Source organism: Pseudoalteromonas sp. NCCP-2140, assembly GCF_023708065.1.
Taxonomy (GTDB): Bacteria; Pseudomonadota; Gammaproteobacteria; order Enterobacterales; family Alteromonadaceae; genus Pseudoalteromonas.
This window is the reverse complement of the sequence record NZ_BRCZ01000005.1, coordinates 47,412-70,327: the sequence shown is the minus strand read 5'-3', so window position 1 is coordinate 70,327 and position 22,916 is coordinate 47,412. Positions and strand designations below refer to the sequence as shown.

The 22,916-nt window shown below is 42.0% G+C and carries 17 protein-coding genes; 9 read left to right on the top strand and 8 right to left on the bottom strand.

All coding sequences use genetic code 11. The features are described 5' to 3' along the window. Positions 1–75 precede the first annotated feature (75 nt). Positions 76–1,533, bottom strand: coding sequence for a dGTPase (gene dgt / locus NFU46_RS11905; protein WP_251602116.1), 1,458 nt, complete (start codon positions 1,531–1,533; stop codon positions 76–78). 218 nt (positions 1,534–1,751) lie between these two features. Here dgt and NFU46_RS11900 point away from each other — a divergent pair, with 218 nt between their 5' ends. From NFU46_RS11900 to NFU46_RS11885, 4 genes are read left to right on the top strand one after another with little or no spacing between them, the layout of a single operon-like run. After that, positions 1,752–3,164, top strand: a complete 1,413-nt coding sequence (locus NFU46_RS11900; protein WP_251602114.1) for a glycerophosphodiester phosphodiesterase family protein — start codon at positions 1,752–1,754, stop codon at positions 3,162–3,164. A gap of 10 nt (positions 3,165–3,174) precedes the next feature. Continuing rightward, positions 3,175–5,490, top strand: coding sequence for a PEGA domain-containing protein (locus NFU46_RS11895; protein ID WP_251602112.1), 2,316 nt, complete (start codon positions 3,175–3,177; stop codon positions 5,488–5,490). 17 nt (positions 5,491–5,507) lie between these two features. Further along, complete coding sequence (locus NFU46_RS11890) at positions 5,508–7,265, top strand: hypothetical protein (RefSeq protein WP_251602110.1); 1,758 nt, start codon at positions 5,508–5,510, stop codon at positions 7,263–7,265. A gap of 12 nt (positions 7,266–7,277) precedes the next feature. Beyond that, positions 7,278–8,471: an alkaline phosphatase family protein gene (locus tag NFU46_RS11885; RefSeq protein ID WP_251602108.1), complete on the top strand. Its 1,194-nt coding sequence runs from the start codon at positions 7,278–7,280 to the stop codon at positions 8,469–8,471. A gap of 175 nt (positions 8,472–8,646) precedes the next feature. Here NFU46_RS11885 and NFU46_RS11880 read toward each other — a convergent pair whose 3' ends face one another. Then, positions 8,647–9,183, bottom strand: a complete 537-nt coding sequence (locus tag NFU46_RS11880) for a hypothetical protein (RefSeq protein WP_251602106.1) — start codon at positions 9,181–9,183, stop codon at positions 8,647–8,649. A 195-nt stretch (positions 9,184–9,378) separates the two neighbouring features. Between NFU46_RS11880 and NFU46_RS11875 the strand changes: the two genes are divergently transcribed. Continuing rightward, positions 9,379–10,335 carry a RimK family alpha-L-glutamate ligase gene (locus NFU46_RS11875; protein ID WP_251602104.1) on the top strand — a complete coding sequence of 319 codons (957 nt, stop codon included), beginning with the start codon at positions 9,379–9,381 and terminating at the stop codon, positions 10,333–10,335. Here NFU46_RS11875 and NFU46_RS11870 read toward each other — a convergent pair. From NFU46_RS11870 to NFU46_RS11855, 4 genes are read right to left on the bottom strand one after another with little or no spacing between them, the layout of a single operon-like run. Then, entirely contained in the window at positions 10,332–11,654 is a 1,323-nt protein-coding gene (locus NFU46_RS11870; protein WP_138599368.1) for an ATP-binding protein, read from the bottom strand. The genes NFU46_RS11875 and NFU46_RS11870 overlap by 4 nt on opposite strands. Beyond that, a complete protein-coding gene (locus NFU46_RS11865) occupies positions 11,654–12,337 on the bottom strand; it encodes a response regulator transcription factor (protein WP_251602102.1) in 684 nt (227 codons plus the stop codon). The genes NFU46_RS11870 and NFU46_RS11865 overlap by 1 nt, the downstream gene beginning before the upstream one ends. After that, entirely contained in the window at positions 12,337–12,870 is a 534-nt protein-coding gene (locus tag NFU46_RS11860; RefSeq protein WP_054553439.1) for a hypothetical protein, read from the bottom strand. The genes NFU46_RS11865 and NFU46_RS11860 overlap by 1 nt, the downstream gene beginning before the upstream one ends. A 57-nt stretch (positions 12,871–12,927) precedes the next feature. Then, positions 12,928–14,232, bottom strand: a complete 1,305-nt coding sequence (locus NFU46_RS11855) for a DUF5666 domain-containing protein (RefSeq protein ID WP_251602100.1) — start codon at positions 14,230–14,232, stop codon at positions 12,928–12,930. Between the two features lie 210 nt (positions 14,233–14,442). On the opposite strand from NFU46_RS11855, the gene NFU46_RS11850 reads away from it, so the two are divergent. Further along, the gene (locus NFU46_RS11850; protein ID WP_175083103.1) at positions 14,443–15,591 is read left to right on the top strand and encodes a benzoate/H(+) symporter BenE family transporter; all 1,149 of its coding nucleotides are present in this window, start codon (positions 14,443–14,445) and stop codon (positions 15,589–15,591) included. Between the two features lie 60 nt (positions 15,592–15,651). On the opposite strand, the gene hemH is transcribed toward NFU46_RS11850, so the two are convergent. Together hemH and NFU46_RS11840 are read right to left on the bottom strand one after the other, a co-directional pair. Continuing rightward, positions 15,652–16,674 (bottom strand): ferrochelatase, encoded by a 1,023-nt coding sequence (hemH, locus tag NFU46_RS11845; RefSeq protein ID WP_054553442.1) that lies wholly within the window; start codon positions 16,672–16,674, stop codon positions 15,652–15,654. A 78-nt stretch (positions 16,675–16,752) separates the two neighbouring features. Next, positions 16,753–18,060 carry an HD domain-containing phosphohydrolase gene (locus tag NFU46_RS11840; RefSeq protein ID WP_251602098.1) on the bottom strand — a complete coding sequence of 436 codons (1,308 nt, stop codon included), beginning with the start codon at positions 18,058–18,060 and terminating at the stop codon, positions 16,753–16,755. Between the two features lie 95 nt (positions 18,061–18,155). Here NFU46_RS11840 and NFU46_RS11835 point away from each other — a divergent pair, with 95 nt between their 5' ends. The 3 genes from NFU46_RS11835 to NFU46_RS11825 all read left to right on the top strand — a co-directional run bounded on the left by NFU46_RS11835 (position 18,156) and on the right by NFU46_RS11825 (position 22,707). Beyond that, complete coding sequence (locus NFU46_RS11835; protein ID WP_175083101.1) at positions 18,156–19,115, top strand: sensor histidine kinase; 960 nt, start codon at positions 18,156–18,158, stop codon at positions 19,113–19,115. Positions 19,116–19,197: 82 nt separating this feature from the next. Next, positions 19,198–19,848, top strand: coding sequence for a UPF0149 family protein (locus tag NFU46_RS11830; protein ID WP_251602096.1), 651 nt, complete (start codon positions 19,198–19,200; stop codon positions 19,846–19,848). A 315-nt stretch (positions 19,849–20,163) separates the two neighbouring features. Further along, positions 20,164–22,707: a TonB-dependent siderophore receptor gene (locus NFU46_RS11825; RefSeq protein WP_251602094.1), complete on the top strand. Its 2,544-nt coding sequence runs from the start codon at positions 20,164–20,166 to the stop codon at positions 22,705–22,707. The last annotated feature ends 209 nt before the right edge of the window (positions 22,708–22,916 follow it).

Genomic DNA, 22,916 nt, shown 5'->3' with positions numbered 1-22,916 from the left:
GACAGTTAATTAATTCTATGCTGAGACGGGTAATTTATCCACATTTGGTTAACAAATTAGGAGTATTCGTATTAGCTAATCAATTACCATGAGCGCACGGTATTCGTCGTAAGCAAATTGGTCGGTCATTCCGCTTATGTAATCTTGAATTAATCGGCATCGATAATAAAATTCGTAGGCGGCAAAATGATCCGGTTCGGCTTTTAGGGCGTCAATGGCTTTTTGGTAACTATTTAAATGTTTATTAGACAGCTTTTTAACAAGACGAGTTTCAATTAAGTAGTTTTGGTCGCCTTTTAAAACACGCTTGAATGCATCTGCATCAAGGGCAAGTAAAGGCTTATAGCAGTCAAGTAAACCGCTAATAATACGGTAGCCTTGTAGCTCCAAACGCTCTACCTCTTTGTGGCAAAACACATGTTTTAATGCTACTTGTTTTAAGGTTAGCGTAACTGCGTGCAGGTGACTTCGATCTTCTAATAAAGCCTGATTAAAATCACCGTGGTAAATGGCTTCAATATTATTAATAAACCGCTCTGCTGCGTAGCTTACTAATGGGTGTAGCAAGGTCACACGCAGGTAGATAAAAAATTCGCTGTTAAAATTGTACGGCTGCTCTTGTGCTTTACTTAACGCATAATCAATGGCTTTTTCGGCAAAGTCGCTGTGTTTGGTATCGTCTATGGTTAGGTTTGTGAGTGTGCGGGTGTATTGCTCTTTTAACTTTTCGCAGAGCGACTCAACACTAATAATGCCTTTTTCTACCGCATCTTCAATATCGGCCAAACAATACGATATATCGTCGGCTGCCTCCATAATGTAGCTGGCAGGATGACGGCAGTATTGCTCAATTTCGAGTTCAGTTTGCAGCGCTTCAATAAACGGCTTTTCGCTGAAGTAGTAACCCACTTTTTTCATCAAGTAGTTTTTATCTTGCGGGCTGTCTATTTTCGCCATGCTGGCCGGGCGGGTATATTTTAAAATTCCAGCACTTTGGCTGTAGGTTAAGTTTAGAGAAAGTAATGAATGAATTATGCGAATACCTTGGGCATTCCCTTCAAAACTTTTTATATCTTGGGCTAGGTGTTTAAAGATCACACTAATACCAATGCCTTTACAGCGCTCAGGGGTTAGTGCGTTTAAGTGTTTATCAAACCATTGGTTGATGGCTGCTTCGCCAAAGTGACCAAACGGTGGGTTGCCTATGTCGTGCATTAGGCACGCCATTTCTACTAGGCTTTCTAGCGGGCGCTCAAGCCCTGCTAAGCCATATTCTTTTTGTTTTGCATCACTGAGCTTATTAAAAATGGTTTGCACAATAAACCGGCCCACTTGTTGTACTTCAAGCGAGTGGGTCAGCCTTGAACGTACTGCAGCATTGCGCTCGAGTGGAAAAACTTGGGTTTTTTGTTGCAAGCGGCGAATTGCTGCACTGTTAATAATGCGGCCCCGATCACTTTCAAGCGCAGTGTGTAAATTATTGGTAGAGCGCATTTCGCGCGCAGGCGTTATTTTTTTACCAAAATCGATCATTTTTTATTCCCACAAAGCAGTGAAATCGGGCTTTTGCTTGTTGTTAGCAACACTTTGCCAATTATTAAATTTAATCTAACAGCTTGTATCTTAAATTAAAATATTCAATTTTATTAAAGTTATTACTTTAAATCGTGGTCTTTATTCATATATTATTCAGTTTTACGCACTTCTTCACTATCTTGTATTAGAAAGGAAAGCCTTTTGGCTAAATAGCAATGATGCAAACTTTGTCTCAAAAACCATGGCTACTAGCTAGTATTCTTCTGTGTTTTATTGGTTTAACGGCTTGTAAGAGCACCCCAGAGCCAAGCGCTGAAAGCACCTTAACGGTGGCCGAAAAAAATGCCATTAAGGCCAAGCAGGGTGCACTGTATGCACGAGGGTTTTATGAAAGCCAACTTGGTAATATCAACTACGCCTCTGCTAGGCAATGCAGTAACTTTAATTTGCAGAGCCACCGTGGCTCAATTCGTTATGCCGAAAATTCACTTAACGCAGTAATTGATGCCATCGACAACAATTTTGACGTTGTTGAGATTGATGTGCGAATTACCCGTGACGATGTGTGGGTTGTACATCATGATGCCCGTACAGGTCGCGAAACAGGCACAGTTGACAATAAGCGCCGCAAAATTGAGTCGATGAGCTATAAAAAAGAGTGGGGCTATTTACGTCATCGTAACCAAGATACCGGGTTACTTACCGATGATATGCCACCTTCATTTAGAGAGCTTGCTGCCACGTTTGCGCGCTATCGCAAACCCCATCAAAAACTTAATATTGAAATAAAATCAAAGGCCTCAGTTAACGATTTAAAAATGCTGGATTATTTAGCATATGAATTTGTTGGTGGTGGTAACTACTTTTTTAGCAGTTTAGAAATGCGCAACCTGACTCGTATGCGCGATATTAACCCAGATATTTACTTGGCATTTATTCAGTCGCCTGCAAAAGCCTCAATGAATAAGTTAGCAAGTGACCTAAAACGCGGCGCTGGTAGCGACCCCATTTACGAGCGCAACAAAGAAGAGCTTGAGAGCTTACAAGCTCTTGGTAATCGCTATCATCGTGAAAAACGTTACGACAGCCCAGTTAAGCTCGATAAATTAGCAAAACAGCTAAAACGTAACTTTGGTTATGTACTTGATATTCGTCATTACAAGCAAAGTGCAGCACGCTTAAAGCCGGTTGCTAAAGCGCGCGGTATTATGGTCGCCACTTATTCTATTAACGGCCACGACTATCATGAGCGTAGCCTATTAGCGCAGTCGCGTTCTCTTCGCCCTGACTCTGTAATTATGGACGATACCGTTTATGGCTTTTGTTCTGTGTTTGAATTACCAAAAATGCAGCCGTATTTTAGCGATGAAGCAGACGCTAAGTTGATTGCTAGCATGCCTGCTGATCTTGATTTAGAGCGCCTTGATGAGCTGTATGCTTATAAAGGGAATCAGCTTTACCCTGCGGTGGGCGGCACGCTTAAATCAACTCAAGAAAAAACTTATATTCCAAAAGTAACATCGACTCCTTCAGCACCTAATTTAGAAATTGGGACTCGCCAAGCCGATGAAGATTTTAGCCTAGAAACAGATCCTGCTGTTGAACTAGAACTGCGTAAAAAACAATAAGAATAAAATTATGACTGATTTAATAAAGCCGTTTTGGTGGCGCTGTTTGCTACTTGTTTTAGCTACTTTATATTTATTACCCGAGGCAATTTTTAATGCCCAGTTAGTCTCTTTAGTCGGTTTAGGTACCCCTTCGGCAGAAGATCTTGAACACCTTGAAATTTATGGCCGAGCTGTCTCTGGGGTGGGTGTTGCACTGCTGTTAGCTGACTTTCTACCTAAAGCCATGGTAGCCAAAGTAGGCCGTGGGATTATCTCGTTTATCGCTTTATTGTGTTTAGTTTGGCCGGTGGTGTTTTTTGGCCAAAAATATGCCATTGAAAAAACCTTAATTGAGCCTTCAACCGCAGAGCAGCGCCAGTTTGCTACCTACAGTGCTGCACTTAGAGACGCGCTGGCGATTAACTCGATTAAAGTGAACGACCTTGATTACAACCCTGAGCAATTACATAGCTCAGAAAACCTGACCTTTTTGGCGCTGTTTGGTGGCTTACTGTATAGCGATGCCGCCCTTTCAGACAACCTAGAGCAAGATAAGCGAAAGATTATTGGTGCGTTTGTACAGAAAAAAGCGTATCAAGATTTTGATAAACATTATAAAAACTACAGCCAGTTATATGATGAGCTGGTGGTTAAATACAAAGCCTATGCTGATGGTAGTAAAAAGTACAACAGCACTTTGGCAAGTATCGGTGAGCGCGAGCAAGGTTATTGGCAGCAAGTTGAACAAGAGATCAATAGCGGCTGGAACAAGTACCAACAAGCGCAAAAAGCCCATATTGCAAAAGCGTCAGCACGTGCACAAAAGTATGGCCCGAAGATTTATGATTACCACCACAGCATTGCAAAATGCCGTGAGCGTTATGACAAAAGCAGCGAAAAAGACCGCCGAAATCGTTGCTATGAACGCGAAGCAGCAGACTACCGAAGCAATATTTTAAAAGCGGGTATTGGCTACATTGAGCCTGATTACTGGCTTATTGAAGAAGATGTTTCGGTTGCTGAAAATGCCGCAGGCACTATTTTAATGGGTGTGCTCACTGGTGGTGTTTATACCGCACTACAGGCTGCTAGTTTAGCAACCGGTGGCGATGGCGGCTTTAAAGATAAACGCTACAAATACACCGATGACCCAGATCATTATCAGCTGCGTTTTTTACAACATCCAAATTTTCATAAGATGTTTGTGAGTGAAACGGGCTACCCATTTACGATTGAAAACTTAATGGCGTTTCGTGCTCACGAAACAACACAAAAGAAGCTTAGAGGACATTTTGCCAGCAAAGGGTTACAGCTTGAAAGCAACTGGAATGTGAATCAACGCCAAGCATTTGCTAATGCTGTAGCCAATAAGGTTACAAGTGAAGCTAATGCACAATGGCAAAGCGAAATGCGTAAACGCGGCATGAGTTTAAAGCCAAACTTAAGCTGGGTTGCGTTTCAACTACACCCGCAAATTCAAGCAAAAATTGCCGATAGAATGGGTGATTTATACGTAAAAAACATTCGTGCCGATTGGAATAAAAAGAACTTTAAAGACAAGGTGCTTGATCCAAACATTGCAAAACGCACTGACAAATACCTAGCCATGCTCAATAGCTCTGAGGGTAAATTTGCTGATGGTGGCGAGTATGCCGAGTACGGTAAGCAAGCATTGCGATCGGTGATTATTCCGCCTATCTCGATGTCGTTGTCACTGTTTTTGATTTGCTTAACCTTTAGCAAGCTGCCGTTAAAACTGTGGCAATTGATTAAACCCAAGCAAGAAAAACAGCCAACGACAGGTGTATCTGTTTTGCAAAAGCTGATTATGCCTGCTCTGATTTTGATAGTGCCAGTAATGTTTGTGCATAACACCTTTACCGAAGACGACCAAAGCCCTGTTAACTACTTTTTAGACAAGGTTGATGAGTCGAGCAATCCGGTGTTTAGCTATGCGATTCGTTGGACTTTGCATGCGCAGCCTCTGCTGCATCCGCTTGGTTTAAAGTTTGAAGAAAAACTGCATATTTACGAGAACTTTAGCCCGCTGAGCCATGCTTTAGCTAAGGTTGATATTTTGCGCCATGGCGATGCCAGTTTAAGTGCTGAGCAGCAACAGCGTAGACAATATCTGGTTGAGCAAAAAACTAAACTTACCATTACTACAAACCCGGCAAATGCCACTATTCGCATTATGAATATAGGCCCTAAATATCGCCCCGGCATGACTTTAAAAACTGGTGCTTATGATATTCAAGTGTCGGCGCCTGGATATAAAACGTATCGACGTTGGCACCAAGTAGATGCTGGCGAACAAACATTAACCATTGATTTAAGCAATTAATTAAGCAAGGAATGAAAATGCAACATTGCCAAACTACGGTGTATGCCACCGATCTTCACTGTTGTGATTGTGGAGAAGCTCTTGAGCAAAAAAGACAAATGCACACGGTTGAAGAACTCAGCCCTGACTTGCTAGTTGATGTAAAAAATTATGCGCCACAAGCGAGTACGATCACAGGCGTTGTGAAATCAATGTATTACTATAAGCGCCGTTATAAAACCAATAACGACAACATGCTATATGGTTATTGGTGGCTAGAAGTAGAAGACAAAGACGGCATTATTCATGAGTTTAGTGTTGATGCAGAAAAAGATGTAATTGCTAACCTACAAAAGGGCAATGTAATCACTGCTTTTCAGGAAACACCGTTAACGCTTAATTATCGCATTGCTGATGGCAATGCTAGGCGGGTAGTTAAAAATGACCGCTTTATGCCAGTTGTGATTGTGCATTTTGCCGATCAACAATATCGCAGCTGGGACAAAACCATCAGCCGAAACTACACTGGCGGAACCATTTTGTGGCTTGTGCTAAGTGTTATTACATTCTTAATCATGTTGTTTGCTGCAAAGCTTGAGTTTTTGCCTGCGCTACTTGCGTCATTGCCTGTGGCAATAGGGGTATTTATGGCAGAGCACAACTACCATAAAAAAGCTAAAGCCAAACAAGAAGCAAAGTATGATGCGATTTTAGCAGCAACAGATGTGATGCTATCGACCACCCTAAATCAATTGGGTTATAACATGCTGGCAAGAACGCCGAGTAAGTCAGATGTTATTTGTATTTCGTGCCAGCAGCGTATTAGCCAAGATGCTGCACATTGTTATTGCTGTGGCGCTAAGCAACACGTTGAAGCGATTGCTGAAAAAGAACAGTCACTTGCAAAAGATGAAGAGCAAGCCATTAGCATTCAAAAAGCGTTAGAGCCAAGCATAACAAAACCAACCAGTATTGCTCAGCTTGAGCATGCCATTATGGATGAGTATAGCCTTACGTATGAAAACCCTTATGTGCATAAAAATGTTTGGGCACGTAACGAAAAAGGCACTATTTATCACCGTGCAGTGCTTGGCAAAGTATTAGAAAAAGAGCAAAGCGCACATGCCAATGAAAGCCGCCAAACCGTAACCACCACAGAAACCACAACCACCTATCGAGGTGGCATGTATGTTGGTAGCGATGTAAAAGAGCGCGTTGAGGTTTATCGTAATCGTAGCACCACCTTAAAAGGTGAAATCATGCTCGAAACCGCATCGGGTGAGCCGTTTATTTTTAAAGCGGGTGAAGATTTACTGGGCTCTGTTGATATTGGTGATTGGGTGTATTACGCCTACAGCAGTGTTGATACTAAGCGTTACTCTGAGTATTACCGTGAGTATGCGGTTAATGTGAGTAAAGACATTAAGTACAACAATTCTTCAGTCAGAAACTTTGGTATGGTGCATGGCTTTAACCGTATGGTATTGCTTGGTCTTACGTCAGTAGGGCTAGCGTGGTACTTTGATGCCCAAGATTTTTACCCACTAGTTAATACACTTGTACCAGATGCTGGCATTGATTTACTTAATAATTACCCGCAAGTGGTTGAACACTTAGATGGCCTACCAGTTGCCGTGTTTATTGTGTTAAGTGTGGTTACAGGCGTTTGGGGCTTTATTTATAGCCAAATAAACGGCTCACGTTTAAAGCGTAGTGTGAAAAAGCTTGAAAGCATGATCACAAAATTTTCAAAACAGTTTGGTAAAGTTTCTGAGCAAATTAACAAATTGAACTAAAAAGGGTTTCGCATGCGTATTTGGCAATTAGTTTTAGCGGGTTTATTAGCGTTCAGCTCTCTTGTAAAAGCGGAGCAAGAGCAATCTGTGGTACTTATTTCGATAGATGGCTTTCGTTGGGATTACATTGAAAAACACCAAGCGAAACACTTAAAAGCAATCAGTGAACAGGGCGTGAGAGCAAGCAAAATGCGCCCTGTTTATCCGACCAAAACCTTCCCGAATCATTTGTCGATTATCACCGGGTTATTGCCAGTTAATCATGGCATTGTCGAGAACCGCTTTTGTGATACCGAGCGTAACGACTGCTACAAAATGGGTAAAGGGAAAGACGATAGCACTTGGGTGAATGGCATTCCGCTTTGGAACCTTGCACAAATGCAAGGCTTGAAAGCCGCCACCTATTTTTGGCCTGAATCAGATGCGCGCTTTAACGGCATGCTGCCTGATTACTTTTATCATTATTCAAAACACAGTGATTACCAAAAGCGTGTTGATCAAATTATTCAGTGGTTGAGCTTACCAAAAGCGCAGCGCCCGCGTTTAGTGGTTAGCTACTTTTCGCTGGTTGATAGCATGGGGCACGAGTTTGGCCCTGATGCCAAAGAAACGTATGACGCAGTGCAAAAGCTCGATAGCTTAATGGCTGATTTATCGAGCCGTTTAAAAGCGCTTGATGAAAACATTAACTTAGTGATTGTGTCTGATCACGGTATGGTGTCTGTAGATCCAAGCCTTAGCATTAAAATTGATAGCCTGCCGCAAGACGAAAACTTCATAGTGCAAAACACCGGCCCTCGGGTTTTATATTATGCAAAACCAGATAGTAAAGCAGACATCAGCGGATTCAGTAAAAAGCTCGCTAAAGCTGCAGATGGTCGCTATATCGTGCTAAGTGAGCAGCAAAAGCGTGATTATCACTATGATAAAGGCCCACGCGTTGGCGATATTATTTTACAAACTGACGCTCCTCGGGTGTTTACCGACAGTAAAATGGCCGGTTATTTAGGCACCCATGGTTACGCTTATAGCGAAGATATGGCTGCAACCTTTATCGCCACCGGCCCCGCCTTTAAACAAGGCCTCCGTTTAGACGAAGTAAGTAATTTAGATGTGTACCCGCTGATCGCCAAAATTCTAGGCCTTGAGATTTTAAGCCCAATCGACAGCGACGGTGAAAGTTTATGGCCGGCGATTGAGGAGTAGGTGTGAGTTGGTGAGGGGAAAGTTAGAAAGGGGAAAGGGGAAAGGCGCTAGGCACTAGGTTCTAGGTGCTAGGACTCGCATCTCGCATCTCGAAACTCGTAACTTTACCCTTGTATCTTGTAACTCGCTAACTTTCCCCTTTCCCCTTGTAGCTAGCAACTCGTAAGCTAGTAACCTACAACTTCGTTACCCATCCGTACTCACCATGGCTTTGAAACTTGTAGCTTTGCTTACCGGCGTCAAATTGGCCTTGTAGGGTGTTTTCTGTGAGGGTCATCACGGCTTGATGACCTGTTTTAGTTTGATCATTGACCTTGCCAAATACACTTCTATCGCCATTGCTGGCTTCGATGATGTTACTAATTTCGACGGTGTAACTGAGGTATTCGTCGATCACTAAAATAAAGTGATCGCCAGGTTGTAGGGTTTTTAGGGTGTCTAAATCAAATTCGCTGAACGCGGTGTTTGCTAATTGGTCAGGCAAACGGCCTTGTTTGTATAGGTAATCGTGCGCATGATTAGATAGCTGATTAAGTGGCGCAGTTAAGTTCACAATGGGCTGAGGGGCTATTTGATCGGCTTCTGCTTTGTAAGAGGCAACAAACTGCTGTGTGCTTGGTTTTGTTTTAAAACCATCACTTTGAATATGCCACTCATTCAGAGCAAATGCTGTAAGTGGCAGAATGAAGATTAATGCAAGCGTCCTGTTCACATGTTTCTCTTACGGGTTTTTATGTTAATTCATTGTTAGTTTTTACCTCAAGTTAACAACTCGGTCAATAGTTAATCACTAAGTAGTGGTTTTTATTATCGTGTCGATAAAATTAATTTGTTTTACTCGGCTCTGAATGCTGAGCATAATCCGCGTTTTTTTGTCAACGAAACTTCAAGACTAGAGGTACCGACCATGCGCGGGTGGATCATTTATAAAGATAGCCAAGGCTTGTTAAAGCAAGAAACCTATGAAGTAGAACGTTTACTTGCTGCAGCCAAAGAAGAGGGTATAGATTTACAAGTTTACTCGCCAGATCAATTTGATCTAACTATTACCCGTGAAGACGGTAAAAGTATTTTAATTGATGGTCAATCTGTTGAGCTACCAGACTTTGTTATTCCTCGCATGGGTGCAAGTACAACCTATTTTGCGCTGGCGATTATTCGCCACCTTGAGCGTTTAGGCGTTTATTGTGTCAATAGCTCGCAATCAATCGAAACAGTGAAAGACAAACTGTTTGCACAGCAAATTCTTGCTGAATGTAATTTACCTACGCCAAATACCATGTTGGTTAAGTTTCCGGTGAATATTGATTTGGTTGAAAAGCAGATTGGCTTTCCTGTGGTTATTAAAACGTTATCGGGCTCGCAGGGCAGTGGCGTGTTCTTATCAAAATCAAAAGAAGAGTTTGATGACTTAATGCAGCTGATTGAAGCGGCAAACCCACAAGCAAACATCATTTTACAGCAGTTTGTTAAGTCGAGTCATGGTCGTGATTTGCGAGTACTTACTATCGGTGGCCGTGCTGTTGCGTGTATGGAACGTAACTCACAGGGTAAAAACTTTAAAGCTAATGTCAGTGCTGGTGGTACAGGTAAGTCATTTCCTATTACGCCAGAAATCGAATGGCTTGCAACCCAAACTGCGAACGTACTCAACCTTGATGTAGCAGGCATCGATTTATTGTTTGATGAGCAGCACTTTAAAATTTGTGAAGCAAACTCAAGTCCAGGCTTTGAAGGCTTAGAAGGTGCGTTGGGTATTGATGTAGCCAAAGAGATTTTGCACTTCATTCGCATTCGTTTAGGTATTTTTGATAAGCCCACAAAACCAGAAGCGCAAGAAAAAGCAGCTGAGAGCGCAGCTTAATCTTCGGTTATTTTTGCACAAAAGCCATTTTCTGAACTTAGAAATAAGTTGAGTGAATGGCGGTTGCAAATTGCTTGTACGGTTGCAAGGCCTAAACCAAACCCTTCTTTTTGACGCGCCGGATCGCTGCGATAAAAGCGTTTTGTGAGCTGTTGTAAATCATGTTCATTGACACCCTTACCATTGTCGACAACTGATATACTTTTTTCAGCAATTATTATTTTAATCGTTGCGCCCTTACCAGCGTACTTTATAGCATTTTCGACTAGGTTAAAAATTGCTTGAAACAACAGGTTTCGATCACCGCTTAATTGCCAAGGTGAAGAAATAGCGACATCAATTGATTGACCGTTTTGTTCGGCACTGGGTTGTAGAATTTCACTAATATCATTGGCAAGTTGACTACTATCAATTGTTTCGAGCTGTAGCGGAAACTGTCCATGTTCTAAACGTGTGAGCTTTAGCATGGCGTCAAAGGTGTTAATGATACTATTGAGCTGTTCAAGCTCGTAGCCCATTTCTGGCAGCTTTTGTAAACGCTGCTCTAAATTAAGTTTTAATCGTGTCAGTGGGGTTTTTAGATCATGAGCGATATTATCGGTAATTCCCTGTACCAAAGCGAAATTTTCCTCTACTGCATCGAGCATTGTATTGATGTGAGCTGCTAAACGATCAAATTCATCACCTTTATCTTTATGGGATAAACGCGCGCTTAAGTTGCCATTTTGGACTTGTTCGGCTGTTGCATTGAAGTAGTTTACACGACGCAAGTGTCGACGAGAAAATAGGTAACCAAACAAGCCTGTTAACGCTATTGCTAAGATAAAAGTCCAACTAGCGATTGATTTGAAATCGATGATTAAACGTTGTAAATGCTCTGTGGCAGTGGCAAGCACGATATTGCCATAAACGGTTTTAACTTTGCCTGTTGTGAGTAGGCGTATTTGACCTCGTCCGGTATCAAGAACAGGAAAAACAACTGTTTCAGGGAGTGAGGGGATATTATCGGGTAAAAAGCTTAGCTGCTGGCTTTGTTCATAATCACTCTGCCAAAAAATTAAAATATCACCTTCGCTTCTGAAAACATCAAGCTGTTGAAAAAAGCTTTGCTTGTCAAATTCGGAGGCGAGCGCTTCGATACGTGTTTTTTCGGCATCAAGGCGCCGTTCAACTTGACGGCTTTGCTCGCCAAGTAACAGTTGGTAGATTAAAGTAATCGCAAGTAATAAAGTAACAGCGGTAATTGCTGCAAAGGCCAATGTTAAACGCCAAACTGAGCTTTTTCTTGGGTCGAACAAACGTAGGTTATTTTCGTACATTAACCCTCACTAGCTTTTAAGCGGTAGCCGACACCGCGAACAGTTTCGATTTCTAATTGCGCGGACGCTTCTGTGAGCTTTTTACGAAGCCTCGCAATATGCACGTCAATAACGTTGGTGCCAGGATCAAAATGATATTCCCATACCGATTCAAACAATAAGGTACGGGTGACTAATTTGTCTTGGTGATCTAATAAATACCTAAGCAATTTAAATTCTTTGGGCTGTAAATTAACAGTTTTAGTGTTTACTTCAACTCGTTGATTACTGTAGTCGAGCGTTAAATTGGCAAGACTAATTTTAGTGCTCAGTGGGGCATGAAAGGTATGCCGTTTTATTAAGTTTTCGACTCGAATAGCTAATTCAGAAAAAGAGAAGGGTTTTGTTAGATAATCATCACCGCCGGCTTTTAAACCTGTCACTCTGTCGTCTACTTTATCTAGTGCTGATAGTATTAATACTGGCGTTGTTTTGCCGGTTGCTCTTAATGCTAACAATACCTGTAAACCATCAAGCTTAGGAAGCATACGATCTAGAATAATCGCGTTGTAATGTTCACACGTCGCTAGCATAAGCCCTTGTTGACCATCTTCTGCGCAATCTAAAGTGTAGCCTTGCTCAATAAAAGCCTTGTATAAAAACTCGCGATTTTGCTGGTCGTCTTCAACTAATAATAGTTTCATTAATTGCCCCAACGAAGCAAAGGTAAGTTCTTACCCGTCTCAAGATCAATCGCTTTTTTGTGACGCCCTTTGCTGGTCACGAATGTGGCGACCATGTATGTGATACCCATGTCTTGCTCTAATTGGGCTTCAATTAGGTAGTGTGTTGGCTCACTATCTAGTTGTGTTACTAAACCATGTAATGTGTAACCTTTACGGCTCATTAAATTAGCAGCTGCTATTTCTTCTTGTTCATCAAGCTCCGGAGCTTCATACTCAAGCTCTATTACCTTTCCCGCACTGTCTAAAAGTAATTCGATAAATCGTTGTTTTTTAGCTTCATATAAAGTGACTTCGAATACGCTTTGACCATTTTCAATTTCCAGTTCAAACTCAACAATAACGGCATTTTTCGCATAGTGTTGTTCTATGTTATATAAAACTTCAGTCGGGGCAGGGGCTGTGCTTGAATCTAGCATATTAAAAATGGCTGAACTTGCAGCAAAAGCAAGGCCAGAAATTAAGCACAGGCAAGTTAAAACTAGTTTTTTCATAATATTTCGACATTAGTTTGGCAGCACGTTTAGTGCTGCCATTGTTGTATTTTGTTGTTAATCATCAAGCTTACATGCACGTACGATGTTATCTTGTACCCACTGGCATTCTAGATCAACATATTGTTCTGTAAAACTCGCTAAGCTGTTATCTTCACTGATGTAGCCGAATAAACTAGCCTGTTGCGATTCAGTTACTGTTACTATGCCTTTTAATTCAAGAGGTTCATTGCTGTTATCACGTTCGATTTCACTGACAATATAGCTCTGTCCATCAATAAGACCTTCAAGCTCTAACCATTCACCTGAAAGAGTATCTGCTGTTAACCCATCTTCAAAAACGGTTCTATTTGTGATTTTCAAGCTGATGCCATTGATAATAATGTTGCCATTGCTGTAATTGGCAAAGCCAGAAACACTAAAATTACTGCTTAAATTAGGCGAAGTGTGGCTTTTCTCTAGATCTATTTCTTGGGCTAAAAACCAATTGTTAGCTTGTTGCCAGATGGCATCTACTTCTATCGTATCTCCTATGGTTAATGTGGCGCGAGTGATATCTTCAAATTTAGTTTGATCCGTAATACTCACTTGCCATTGATTGTTTAGGGTAACCAAGGAAGCGTCATTGTTGATGAAGGTAATTGTACCAAACAGCGCTGTATCTAGATCGTCATCGGCTGTAAAGTTATGTTCAGCGTCAACCTCTTGTGCCATTAATAAATTACCTTCTAAGCGGCCCTCCACTTCAACGAATTGATTGTTTTCTAATGCGCCGTCGATATCTGCCTGTTGATATTGAACAGTTAAATCACCTAGTTTAAAAGTATAAGAGGCAGTGTTTAGATCTGTTATGAAACCTTCGAGTTCTAACTCTGCGCTGTTAGTTAATGGTTGTTGGTAGGTAACCGTGAATTCACTATGGCTATTGTTATAACCGCTTAATTCAACAAGGCTACCATTTGAAAGGTCTTCGGTATTTAAATTATTTAACTTGAAGCCCGCAATTGTAGCGCCTTGTTCATTGATACTAACAGGCCCTTTAAAACTTGGATCGTAATCAATCTGAGTTGCTTCTTTACCATTCGTTTCAACTTCAACCATCATACCTACTTTTAGATCGCTGATTAATGCGTGGTTGTCACCTACCTCAATGTCAGCATTATTTGTGGCTATTTGATGTTGGTTAACTGTAATACTGTTACTTGATATCGCACTTACCTCACCGACTAATAAGCTAGGTAAAGTGAGAGTATTTTGTACAGGTTCCTCACTCTTACTACTACTGCCACAGCCTGAAAGTAGTACACTGATTGTTGCTAACGAAATAATTGATAGGCGATTTTGATTGATTAGTTTTGTCATGATTGCTCCTTAAATTAGTCAGTGTTTGCAGTTTAACTAAGCAAGGATTGCTTGAAGGTGGAGAGAAAATTAAATTTTGTTAATGTTTGGCATTGCAGTAAATGCCTCTTCTGTATAGTAAATAAATCTTAAAATACTACAAAAGTGTACAGTGCCATCTGGCAAATCATAGGATATGGTAGATTTTTAATTGCCAAGGAGAGTGTGTACATGAGTCAGCTCATCAGTCGAGCAACCGCGGGGTTAGTGGCCGTTATTATTGGCTTTACCAGTTCAATCGCGCTTATTTATCAGGTTGTTATGGTGTTAGGTGGCACACCTGATTTAGTTGCCAGTTGGGTGTTAATGCTGGGTCTTGCGATGGGCGTCAGCTCGATTGCGTTGTCTTATTACTACAAAGTGCCCATTCTTATCGCGTGGTCAACAACCGGAGCGGCACTCCTTATTTCAAGTGCTCAAGGTTATAGCTTAAACCAAGCTGTTGGCGCGTTTATGTTCTCTGCTGCGCTGGTGTTTTTATCTGGTATTACCGGCGTGTTCGAAAAAATGATGAACAAGATCCCTAGCCAACTGGCCTGTGCCATGCTTGCAGGCGTGCTGGTGAATTTTGGTATTGATGTGTTCAACTTTATGAATGAGCTACCTTTAGTCATTGGTTTAATGGTGGCTGTTTATTTATGTGGTAAGCGTTATTTTCCACGCTTTGCTATGCTTGCTGTGGTTGTGGCGGGATTTTTAATGGCAGGTGTAACAGGGCAAATTGATACCTCTAGCTGGCAGTGGAAAATGAGCGAGTTTGCTTATATTGCGCCTGAGTTTGACTTGAACGCTATGATAAGTGTTGGGTTGCCGCTATTTATTGTGACCATGACGTCGCAAAACTTACCGGGTATTGCTGTTTTAAAAGCGCACCAATACAAAGCCCCTGTATCGGCAGCGCTAAATGTAACCGGACTATTAAATGTATTTATTGCACCATTTGGTGGTTATGCCATTAACCTGGCGGCTATAACGGCTGCCATTTGTATGAGCCCTGAGGCCGATAAAGACCCAAGCAAACGTTATTGGGCAAGCATTGCTGGTGGTGTTTTTTACATTATTATGGCGCTCCTTGCGGCAACCTTGGTCGGTTTGGTAGCAAGTTTGCCACAGGCATTAATTTTGGCGTTGGCAGGTATTGCGCTATTTGCCACCATTGCGAGCAGCTTACAGCAAGCCTTAACAGAGGCTTATTATACCGAAGCTGCTATCGTGACCTTTTTAGTTACAGCGTCTAACCTAACTTTGTTCTCGGTTGGTTCTGCATTTTGGGGTATTGTTGCAGGTACGGTGACCTTGGTTATGACACGTAAAGATTAATGACACGCTTCAATATTAAAAAAGGCCCTAGTTACTGTATATAATAGCTAGGGCCTTTCGTTATTTAAGTAATGGTTTTATTACTTCAAACATCGCATTGATATGGTCATCGCGGGTATTCAATGCAGGAATGTAGCGGTACTTTTCACCGCCTGCGTGTTCAAAGTTTTCGCGGTTTTCGCCTTCGAGTTCTTCTAACGTTTCTAAACAGTCGGCACTAAATGCAGGGCTTAGAATTGCAACGTCTTTAATACCTTCAGCAGGGTAACTTTCAAGGGTTGCGTCTGTGTATGGCTTCAACCATTCAGCTTTACCAAAACGGCTTTGGAAAGTTGTTACAGCAAAGTCTTTCTCAAAGCCAAGTTTCTCTGCTACTAAACGGGTGGTTTGCATACAAAAGCAATAGTAAGGGTCGCCGTTTTCTAAAAACAGTTTAGGTGTACCGTGGTACGAAAACACCAATTTTTGCGGCGTGCCATGGGCATTTAGATCTTCGCTAATGCTAGCGGCTAGGGCATCAATGTATGTCGGGTTGTCGTGATAGCCATTAATAAAGTGTAGCTCAGGCACCCAGCGCCACTTACGAAGAACATTCGATACAGCATCAAACGTTGAGCCAATAGTAGTGCTTGAATATTGCGGGTACATTGGCAGTACAATCACGCGAGTGATGCCTTTTTCGCGCAGCTCTTCAAGGCCCGCTTCAATTGAAGGGTTCCCGTAGCGCATGGCCATGACCACTTCAGTGTCGTGGTGTCCTTTGTCTTTTAAAAGGGCTGCCAATTTTTTGCTTTGCTCTCGGGTAATATGCGTGAGCGGTGAGCCGTTTTCAGTCCAGATGCTTTTATAAAGTGCTGCTGAGCGTTTTGGGCGTAACGTAAGGACAAAGCAATAAAGGATGATCATCCAAATAAAACGTGGGATCTCGACAATGCGAGGGTCCGATAAAAACTCGCGTAAATAAGTTCTAAGTGCCGCGGTAGTAGGGGCGTCTGGGCTCCCTAAGTTGGTCAGTAAAATGCCCGTTTTTTTGTTGAATCGGCCGTCATGAGGCTTATCGGTAATGGCGGAAAATCGCGACACTGAGTGCTCCTATATGAAGTAATCGTAATATAAATCACATTGTAACGAAGTAAGCTGATTATGTGATCACTTTATTCGCTAATTTTTGATCATGATCCTGAAAGGATTTGGTTTTCTTGCTTCAAGCTGCTGCAGTTTTGCAATTGATTTTGCGCCAAACACATGCCCTTTAGGTAATAACAAAATACCGTCGTAGCTTCTTAGTGCGTGCCCAAGTACCATGCCGTTTTTAAGATCTTGAGCCGAGATAATTTTCATGGTGCCGACTTTTTGATCGCTCGCACAGGTTATTTTTATGCTATCTAATACGTCTAAAATTTTTGGGTGATAGTGAGTGCCGCTGTATAGCCGTAGCTGATCAAGCGCGCTTTCGTAACGGCTGTTATCTTGCACTGTGATGTGCGCAATTGCCTGCCAGAAATCGCGGGCTACCGCTAAAATCATCGCCGTAATTGGTATTTCTTTGCCCTTTAAGCCCTTCGGCGTGCCCGAGCCATTGTAATGTTCAAATTGGTAATAAATAGCTTCAGAGACATCATGTAAATGGGTCGCTGGCATGAGCATCAGCTGAGCGGTACTTGGGTGGGTGTAAAAAATCTTTTTTTGGTTTTCTGTGAGTTCCCTGGTTGGTTTTTTATACAGCTCAGGCTCCATGGCGAGCAAGCCAATTTGTGCAAGGTAACCTGCCATTTCAGCCATATTGATATGTTGTTTATCTAAGCCAAGTTGTTCTGCAATTTGCTTGCTGGTAGCGGCGATGTTTTGCGCTTGCATACCATCCAGGTAAGGGTTGGCATTAATAAAGTTATATAAAATTTCGAACGTGGCACGGTGTTCGTGTTTTTCACGCTCGTTGACTTCTTCGAGTTGTTTGAGCACTTTTCGAATTTGTAGAGTGCGCTTTTCTACCATTTGCTCAAGGTTGTTGTTGAGCTCTTTTAACTGGCTGTTTTGCGCTTTTATTTTTTGCTCTAACTGCTTGTTTTGGCGCTTTAATGAGGTTTTTTCTATGCCATCACTAATGTTGCGCAGCAGCAACTCGTTCTGCCAAGGCTTTTGAATATAAGCATGAATTTTACCTTTATTGACCGCAGCAATGGTGTTGTCGATATCTGAGTAACCGGTTAGCAAAATTCGGTGTGGTTCTGGGTCAATATTAAGTGCTTGCGCAAAGAAGTCGGCGCCGTCCATATTTGGCATACGCATGTCGCAAATGATCACATCAAAGCTATAAGTAGCCAAAACCTTTAGCCCTTCAAGTGGATCTGAGCAGGCTTTTGCAGTGATGTTGCTTGCTGCTAATAAGCGTAACAATGTGCGCAGCACGATTTCGTCATCATCGATGCATAAAACCTGAATATGTTGCTTGCTAACTTGTTCTGCCATACCGTTTTACTATGAGTCATCGTTAATCAATAACATAGCCTTAAATCAAGCCTTGTGCTAGGTTTTAAAAGAGACAAACAGAGTTTGAGACGAATATGGATGACTTTAAGCAAGCCTATTTGTTAGAAAAAGCGGCCAGAGAAGAAGCTGAACAATTGCTCGCAGACAAAAGCCGTATTCTAGTGGCATTAAACAGTGAGCTTGAGCAAAAAATTGCTGACTTAGAGCATCATCAAGCTATGTTCATTCAAGCCGAAAAAATGGCCACTTTAGGCACTCTTTGTGCTGGGGTTGCCCATGAAATTAATAACCCTCTTGCCTATAGCATCAGTAATGTTGATTGTTTAAAAAATTACTGTAATTACTTTAGCGAGTTACTTGCTGTATGTGATGAATTTGCCTGCAACGATACTGATAAAGCCACGTTTTGTAAGCAGTTAACAGAGCTTAATAAAGTGCACTCGTTTCGCTTTATGGCTGATGACTTACCTGAACTAATAAGCGACACCTCACAAGGCTTGCAAAGGATCAGTAAAATCGTTGCCAATTTACTGGATTTTTCGCGGCCAAAAGGTCACGACAAGCAATTTGCCGATATGACCGAGGCGGTAAAAAGTGCCGTTAAACTACTTGCTAATCAACTTCGTAATTGCCATTTGCATACCCAATACAGTCCGATATCACAAAGTTGGTGTAACTTACCCGCCATAAGCCAAGTGATTGTTAATATCTTAATTAATGCCAAACAAGCTTGTGATAATTTAAGCGCAAAAGCTGAAATATCTGTCGCTGTGTATGAGCTTGAGCAGCATATTTATATCGATGTTGAAGACAATGGCGCCGGTATGTCAGAAGAAACCATTGCGAAAATATACGATCCCTTTTACACCACTAAACCTGTTGGTGAAGGCACCGGCATGGGCATGACTATGGTCTATGCCATAGTGCATGAACATCAAGGGTGCATTGATATTCAAAGTACAGAAGGAATGGGCACACGAATTAGCTGCGTGTTCCCGGTACAAAGTCAGGTCAGGAAGACTGTAACTAGCTGACAGCATTTCAGTTGTTGCAAAAATTTGTGAATTCGCTAGGGTAGGAATACACCCTTACCAAAACAACATGTAAAGGCTCAATATGCTTAACCAACAAAGTTCGGATGTATTTAAAAATTACCTCGCTAGTCAAAGCGAAACTAATCAAGTCAGCTTGGATCAAGTGATTGGCTATATGTCTGGTTTGTTAGCCTGCTCAGAGTTTTTTGGTGAGTCAGAGTTAGCAAATTATATTGCCGATAATGATGAAGCGGTATTCAACACCTTAATGACAGATTCAGAGCCGCGCGATGCAATGATTGAGCTGCTCGACAATGTAACCGAAGCACAAGTTGAACAAAAGAAAATCTTAGCCGAATTATACCCAAATGAAGTTAACAGCAATGAACCAAGCCAAGCATTGCAAGACTTTTGTAGCGGGTATATTGCGGCGTATATCGTGAACCAAGATATTTGGCACAGCGATTTACAATTTTTACTCAAGGCTGATTCGCAGCAAGAAAACGAAAGCGAAAATGGCCAGTTGTTTATTGATAATTTTGAAGCAACACTCGATTTACTTACTACTTTTGCAATGTGGGATCAGGCGCTGGCAAATCATCCTGAACCAGAAAAACTAGGCGAAGGGTTTGTCACCTTCTTTAATGCGCTAGACGAGAGCTTATCTGAGATTGCCACTATGGCGTTAATGCTTGAAGATGAAAAACTGGCGATGCTTGAGCAAGATAAGTAAACATTTCCCTCCTCAGTAGAGATAAGCTGATAGTTGCATTATTTTGCTTATTTCTACTGAAAAACGAATAATTCCAACCTTAAAAATTCCATTAATACTACAAATGGAAATATTTATACCTAAGTCGTACCTGATTTTTCTTTCATTTTGTGGATTTGTTGATAGGATGTTTTGCAAGAGTTAATTCGCAGGCTTGAGTTAGCTTTCAAAATCGTGATTTCTAAAATCAACAACACGTGCTTAGTGCTTTTCTTAATTTCTCCAAAAGGGGCGTCTTTTTGTTTTAAGGAAAGCCGGAATATCAACAGGATACACATGACAACACATTCTTTAAGTATGCTGGCCGTTGCGGTTAGTGTGGCTGTTTCTGCGACTTCAGTGCAGGCAGCAGAGCAAGCATCTGCTGTAAAAGCAGATAAAAACATCGAACAAATCTCTGTATTAGGCTCGCGGGTTGCCAATCGTACAGCTACCGAATCAACATCGCCGGTTGATTTGATTGATGCTGACGACTTAAACAAAGGTGGTTTCACTGAACTGGGCCAAAGTCTGCAAGCGACGGCTCCTTCATTTAACTTTTCTCGAACGCAAGTGTCAGATGGCTCTGACTTATTTAGACCTGCGACTCTTCGTGGTTTACAGCCAGACCAAACGTTAGTGCTTATAAATGGTAAACGCCGCCATAACCAATCTATTTTTGGTTTAAATGGTACTGTAGGTGCCGGTGCTGCGGGTACCGATATGAATGCGATTCCGCTTACTGCGTTAAAAGGCGTTGAAGTACTTCGTGATGGTGCTGCTGCGCAATATGGTTCTGATGCGATAGCCGGTGTTATCAACTTATCGTTAAACGATTCAACCGGTGTTACAACGGGCTATGTGCAAGCAGGTAGTACAGGTGAAGGCGATGGTGACACTATTTCAATGGGTTTAAACCGTGGCTTTGATTTAGGTGATGAAGGCGGCTTCATTAACTTTTCTTTAGAATACCGTGATGCTGATGGCACCAACCGCGCAGAGCGTGATACTGGTGGCTCAGTTGATGTAACAGCCGGTACGCTGTCTGACGAAGTTCGTTGGGGACAGGGTAATGCTGATAGCGAATTTACCTCTGTGTTTTATAACATGGCATTACCATTTGGTGAGACCGAGCTTTACTCATTTGGCGGATACTCAAACCGTACTGCGCTAGGTAATGGTTTTTACCGTAACTTTGACCAAGCAGCGAAGAACGTTGTGCAAGTATATGGCGATGGCTTTTTACCTCGTATTGATAACGAAGCCGAAGATATTTCGTTTTCACTAGGGCTGCGCGGAGAGTTAAATCCAGATTGGAGCTATGACGTATCTGCCGTATATGGTGAAAACAGCTATGATTTCACGTCAAAAAACACCCTAAACGCCTCGTATGCTGCTGAATATGTGGCGAATAACCCAGATGCAAGTGATGCTGATATTGCTGCTAACGCGGGCCCTTCAGGCGGATACTCAGGTGGTTTTAGATTTGATCAAACAACCGTTAATGCAGACCTTAATGGTATTATTGATATTGGTCGCAGCGAGCCATTATACGTATCTGTGGGTGCTGAATACCGTAAAGAAAACTATGAAATCGTGCCGGGCGAAGAAGCCTCTTATGCGTGTGGTTTAGCTAATTCAGATAGCTCATACCCTGCGGTAAATGACAGCAGCGTATTTGCTGAGTGTGGTTTCCAAGCTTATAACGGTTTGCGCCCTGAAGCGTCAAACAAAGAGAGCCGTCACAGCTATGCATTTTATGTAAATGCCGAAACGCTGATCACGGACGCATGGCAAGTAAGCACAGCGCTTCGTTATGAAGACTTCTCTGATGCAGGTGATGACATCATTGGTAAGCTCGCAACGCGCTATGAAATTACCGATGACTTTGCCGTGCGTGGTGCGATTTCTTCTGGCTTTAGAGCACCATCACTGCAACAAAGTGCCTATACAGCCTACACCACAAACTTAGGTGCTGGTGGCGTGTTATTGCAATCATTCACAGCAACAGCGGGCTCTGATTTTCCGTCAGCACTTGGCGTTGATAGCCTTGGCCTTGAAAGCTCAGAAAACTTAAGTGCAGGTTTTGTTTACAACGTAACCAGCGATTTATCGCTAACCGTTGATTTTTACCATGTTGCTATTAAAGACAGAATTACCCTTGGCAGCTTAATGTCGGCGGACGATGTTTCGTTTAGTGCCGAGGCCGTGGCCGCGCTTAATGCAACAGGAGCACAGCAAGCTAACTACTTCTCAAACTCAGTTGATTCAACCACCAAAGGGGTTGATATTATTGCTTCGTACCGCACCGATTTGTATGACGGTAATTTCTCAGCAACCTTTGCGGGTAACATTAACGAAACTGAAATTGATGATGTAAATGCACCTGAGGGTATTCCTGAGTCAATCGCCCTTGATGATTTACAGCGTAGTTTCTTAACAGATGGTCAACCTGGTGAGCGTGCAACGCTAACGTTTGAATACGATCGTGGCGATTTCAACAGCATGCTACGCTTTAACTACTATGGTGAAACAGACGTTAAATACTTTGGTAATGACCACATTGGCTTGCCTGATGAGTTATCACCTACCGGTGAGTTTAAAGACACAAGCACGGTAGAATCAGCGGTATTAGTGGATGTTAACGTGGGCTATCAGCTAACTGACGAACTCATGCTATCGGCGGGTATTGATAATATCTTTGATGTAACGCCAGACGAGCTAGGCGAAGATGAAGCGCTTGATTTTATTACGAATAAAGCTTTTAAATACCCTGTTCGAGCACTACCTTATGGTTTTGATGGTATGACCTACTACGCAAAACTAAGTTTTAGTTTTTAATTCCTAAGTTGATATGAAACTTAAATAGCGCCTAACGGCGCTATTTTTTTGCTTAATTGTAGTATCCGACATTTGTCGCTCTAATTAATGACAGCTGTCTTTAATGAGAGAGTTGCAAGGGGAAAGTTGCAAGGGGAAAGTTTGCGAGTTTCGAGGTGCGAGATACGAGCCTGTAGCAGCGATTTTATATCGCGTTTATTCTCACACCT

Bases quoted from the DNA above. Each gene is read 5' to 3' on its own strand.
- NFU46_RS11825 (WP_251602094.1), top strand. From the start codon at position 20,164: ATGACAACACATTCTTTAAGTATGCTGGCCGTTGCGGTTAGTGTGGCT.
- NFU46_RS11850 (WP_175083103.1), top strand. From the start codon at position 14,443: ATGAGTCAGCTCATCAGTCGAGCAACCGCGGGGTTAGTGGCCGTTATT.
- NFU46_RS11830 (WP_251602096.1), top strand. From the start codon at position 19,198: ATGCTTAACCAACAAAGTTCGGATGTATTTAAAAATTACCTCGCTAGT.
- NFU46_RS11890 (WP_251602110.1), top strand. From the start codon at position 5,508: ATGCAACATTGCCAAACTACGGTGTATGCCACCGATCTTCACTGTTGT.
- NFU46_RS11895 (WP_251602112.1), top strand. From the start codon at position 3,175: ATGACTGATTTAATAAAGCCGTTTTGGTGGCGCTGTTTGCTACTTGTT.
- NFU46_RS11855 (WP_251602100.1), bottom strand. From the start codon at position 14,232: ATGACAAAACTAATCAATCAAAATCGCCTATCAATTATTTCGTTAGCA.
- NFU46_RS11870 (WP_138599368.1), bottom strand. From the start codon at position 11,654: ATGTACGAAAATAACCTACGTTTGTTCGACCCAAGAAAAAGCTCAGTT.
- dgt (WP_251602116.1), bottom strand. From the start codon at position 1,533: ATGATCGATTTTGGTAAAAAAATAACGCCTGCGCGCGAAATGCGCTCT.
- NFU46_RS11835 (WP_175083101.1), top strand. From the start codon at position 18,156: ATGGATGACTTTAAGCAAGCCTATTTGTTAGAAAAAGCGGCCAGAGAA.
- NFU46_RS11900 (WP_251602114.1), top strand. From the start codon at position 1,752: ATGATGCAAACTTTGTCTCAAAAACCATGGCTACTAGCTAGTATTCTT.
- NFU46_RS11875 (WP_251602104.1), top strand. From the start codon at position 9,379: ATGCGCGGGTGGATCATTTATAAAGATAGCCAAGGCTTGTTAAAGCAA.
- NFU46_RS11865 (WP_251602102.1), bottom strand. From the start codon at position 12,337: ATGAAACTATTATTAGTTGAAGACGACCAGCAAAATCGCGAGTTTTTA.
- NFU46_RS11860 (WP_054553439.1), bottom strand. From the start codon at position 12,870: ATGAAAAAACTAGTTTTAACTTGCCTGTGCTTAATTTCTGGCCTTGCT.
- NFU46_RS11840 (WP_251602098.1), bottom strand. From the start codon at position 18,060: ATGGCAGAACAAGTTAGCAAGCAACATATTCAGGTTTTATGCATCGAT.
- NFU46_RS11885 (WP_251602108.1), top strand. From the start codon at position 7,278: ATGCGTATTTGGCAATTAGTTTTAGCGGGTTTATTAGCGTTCAGCTCT.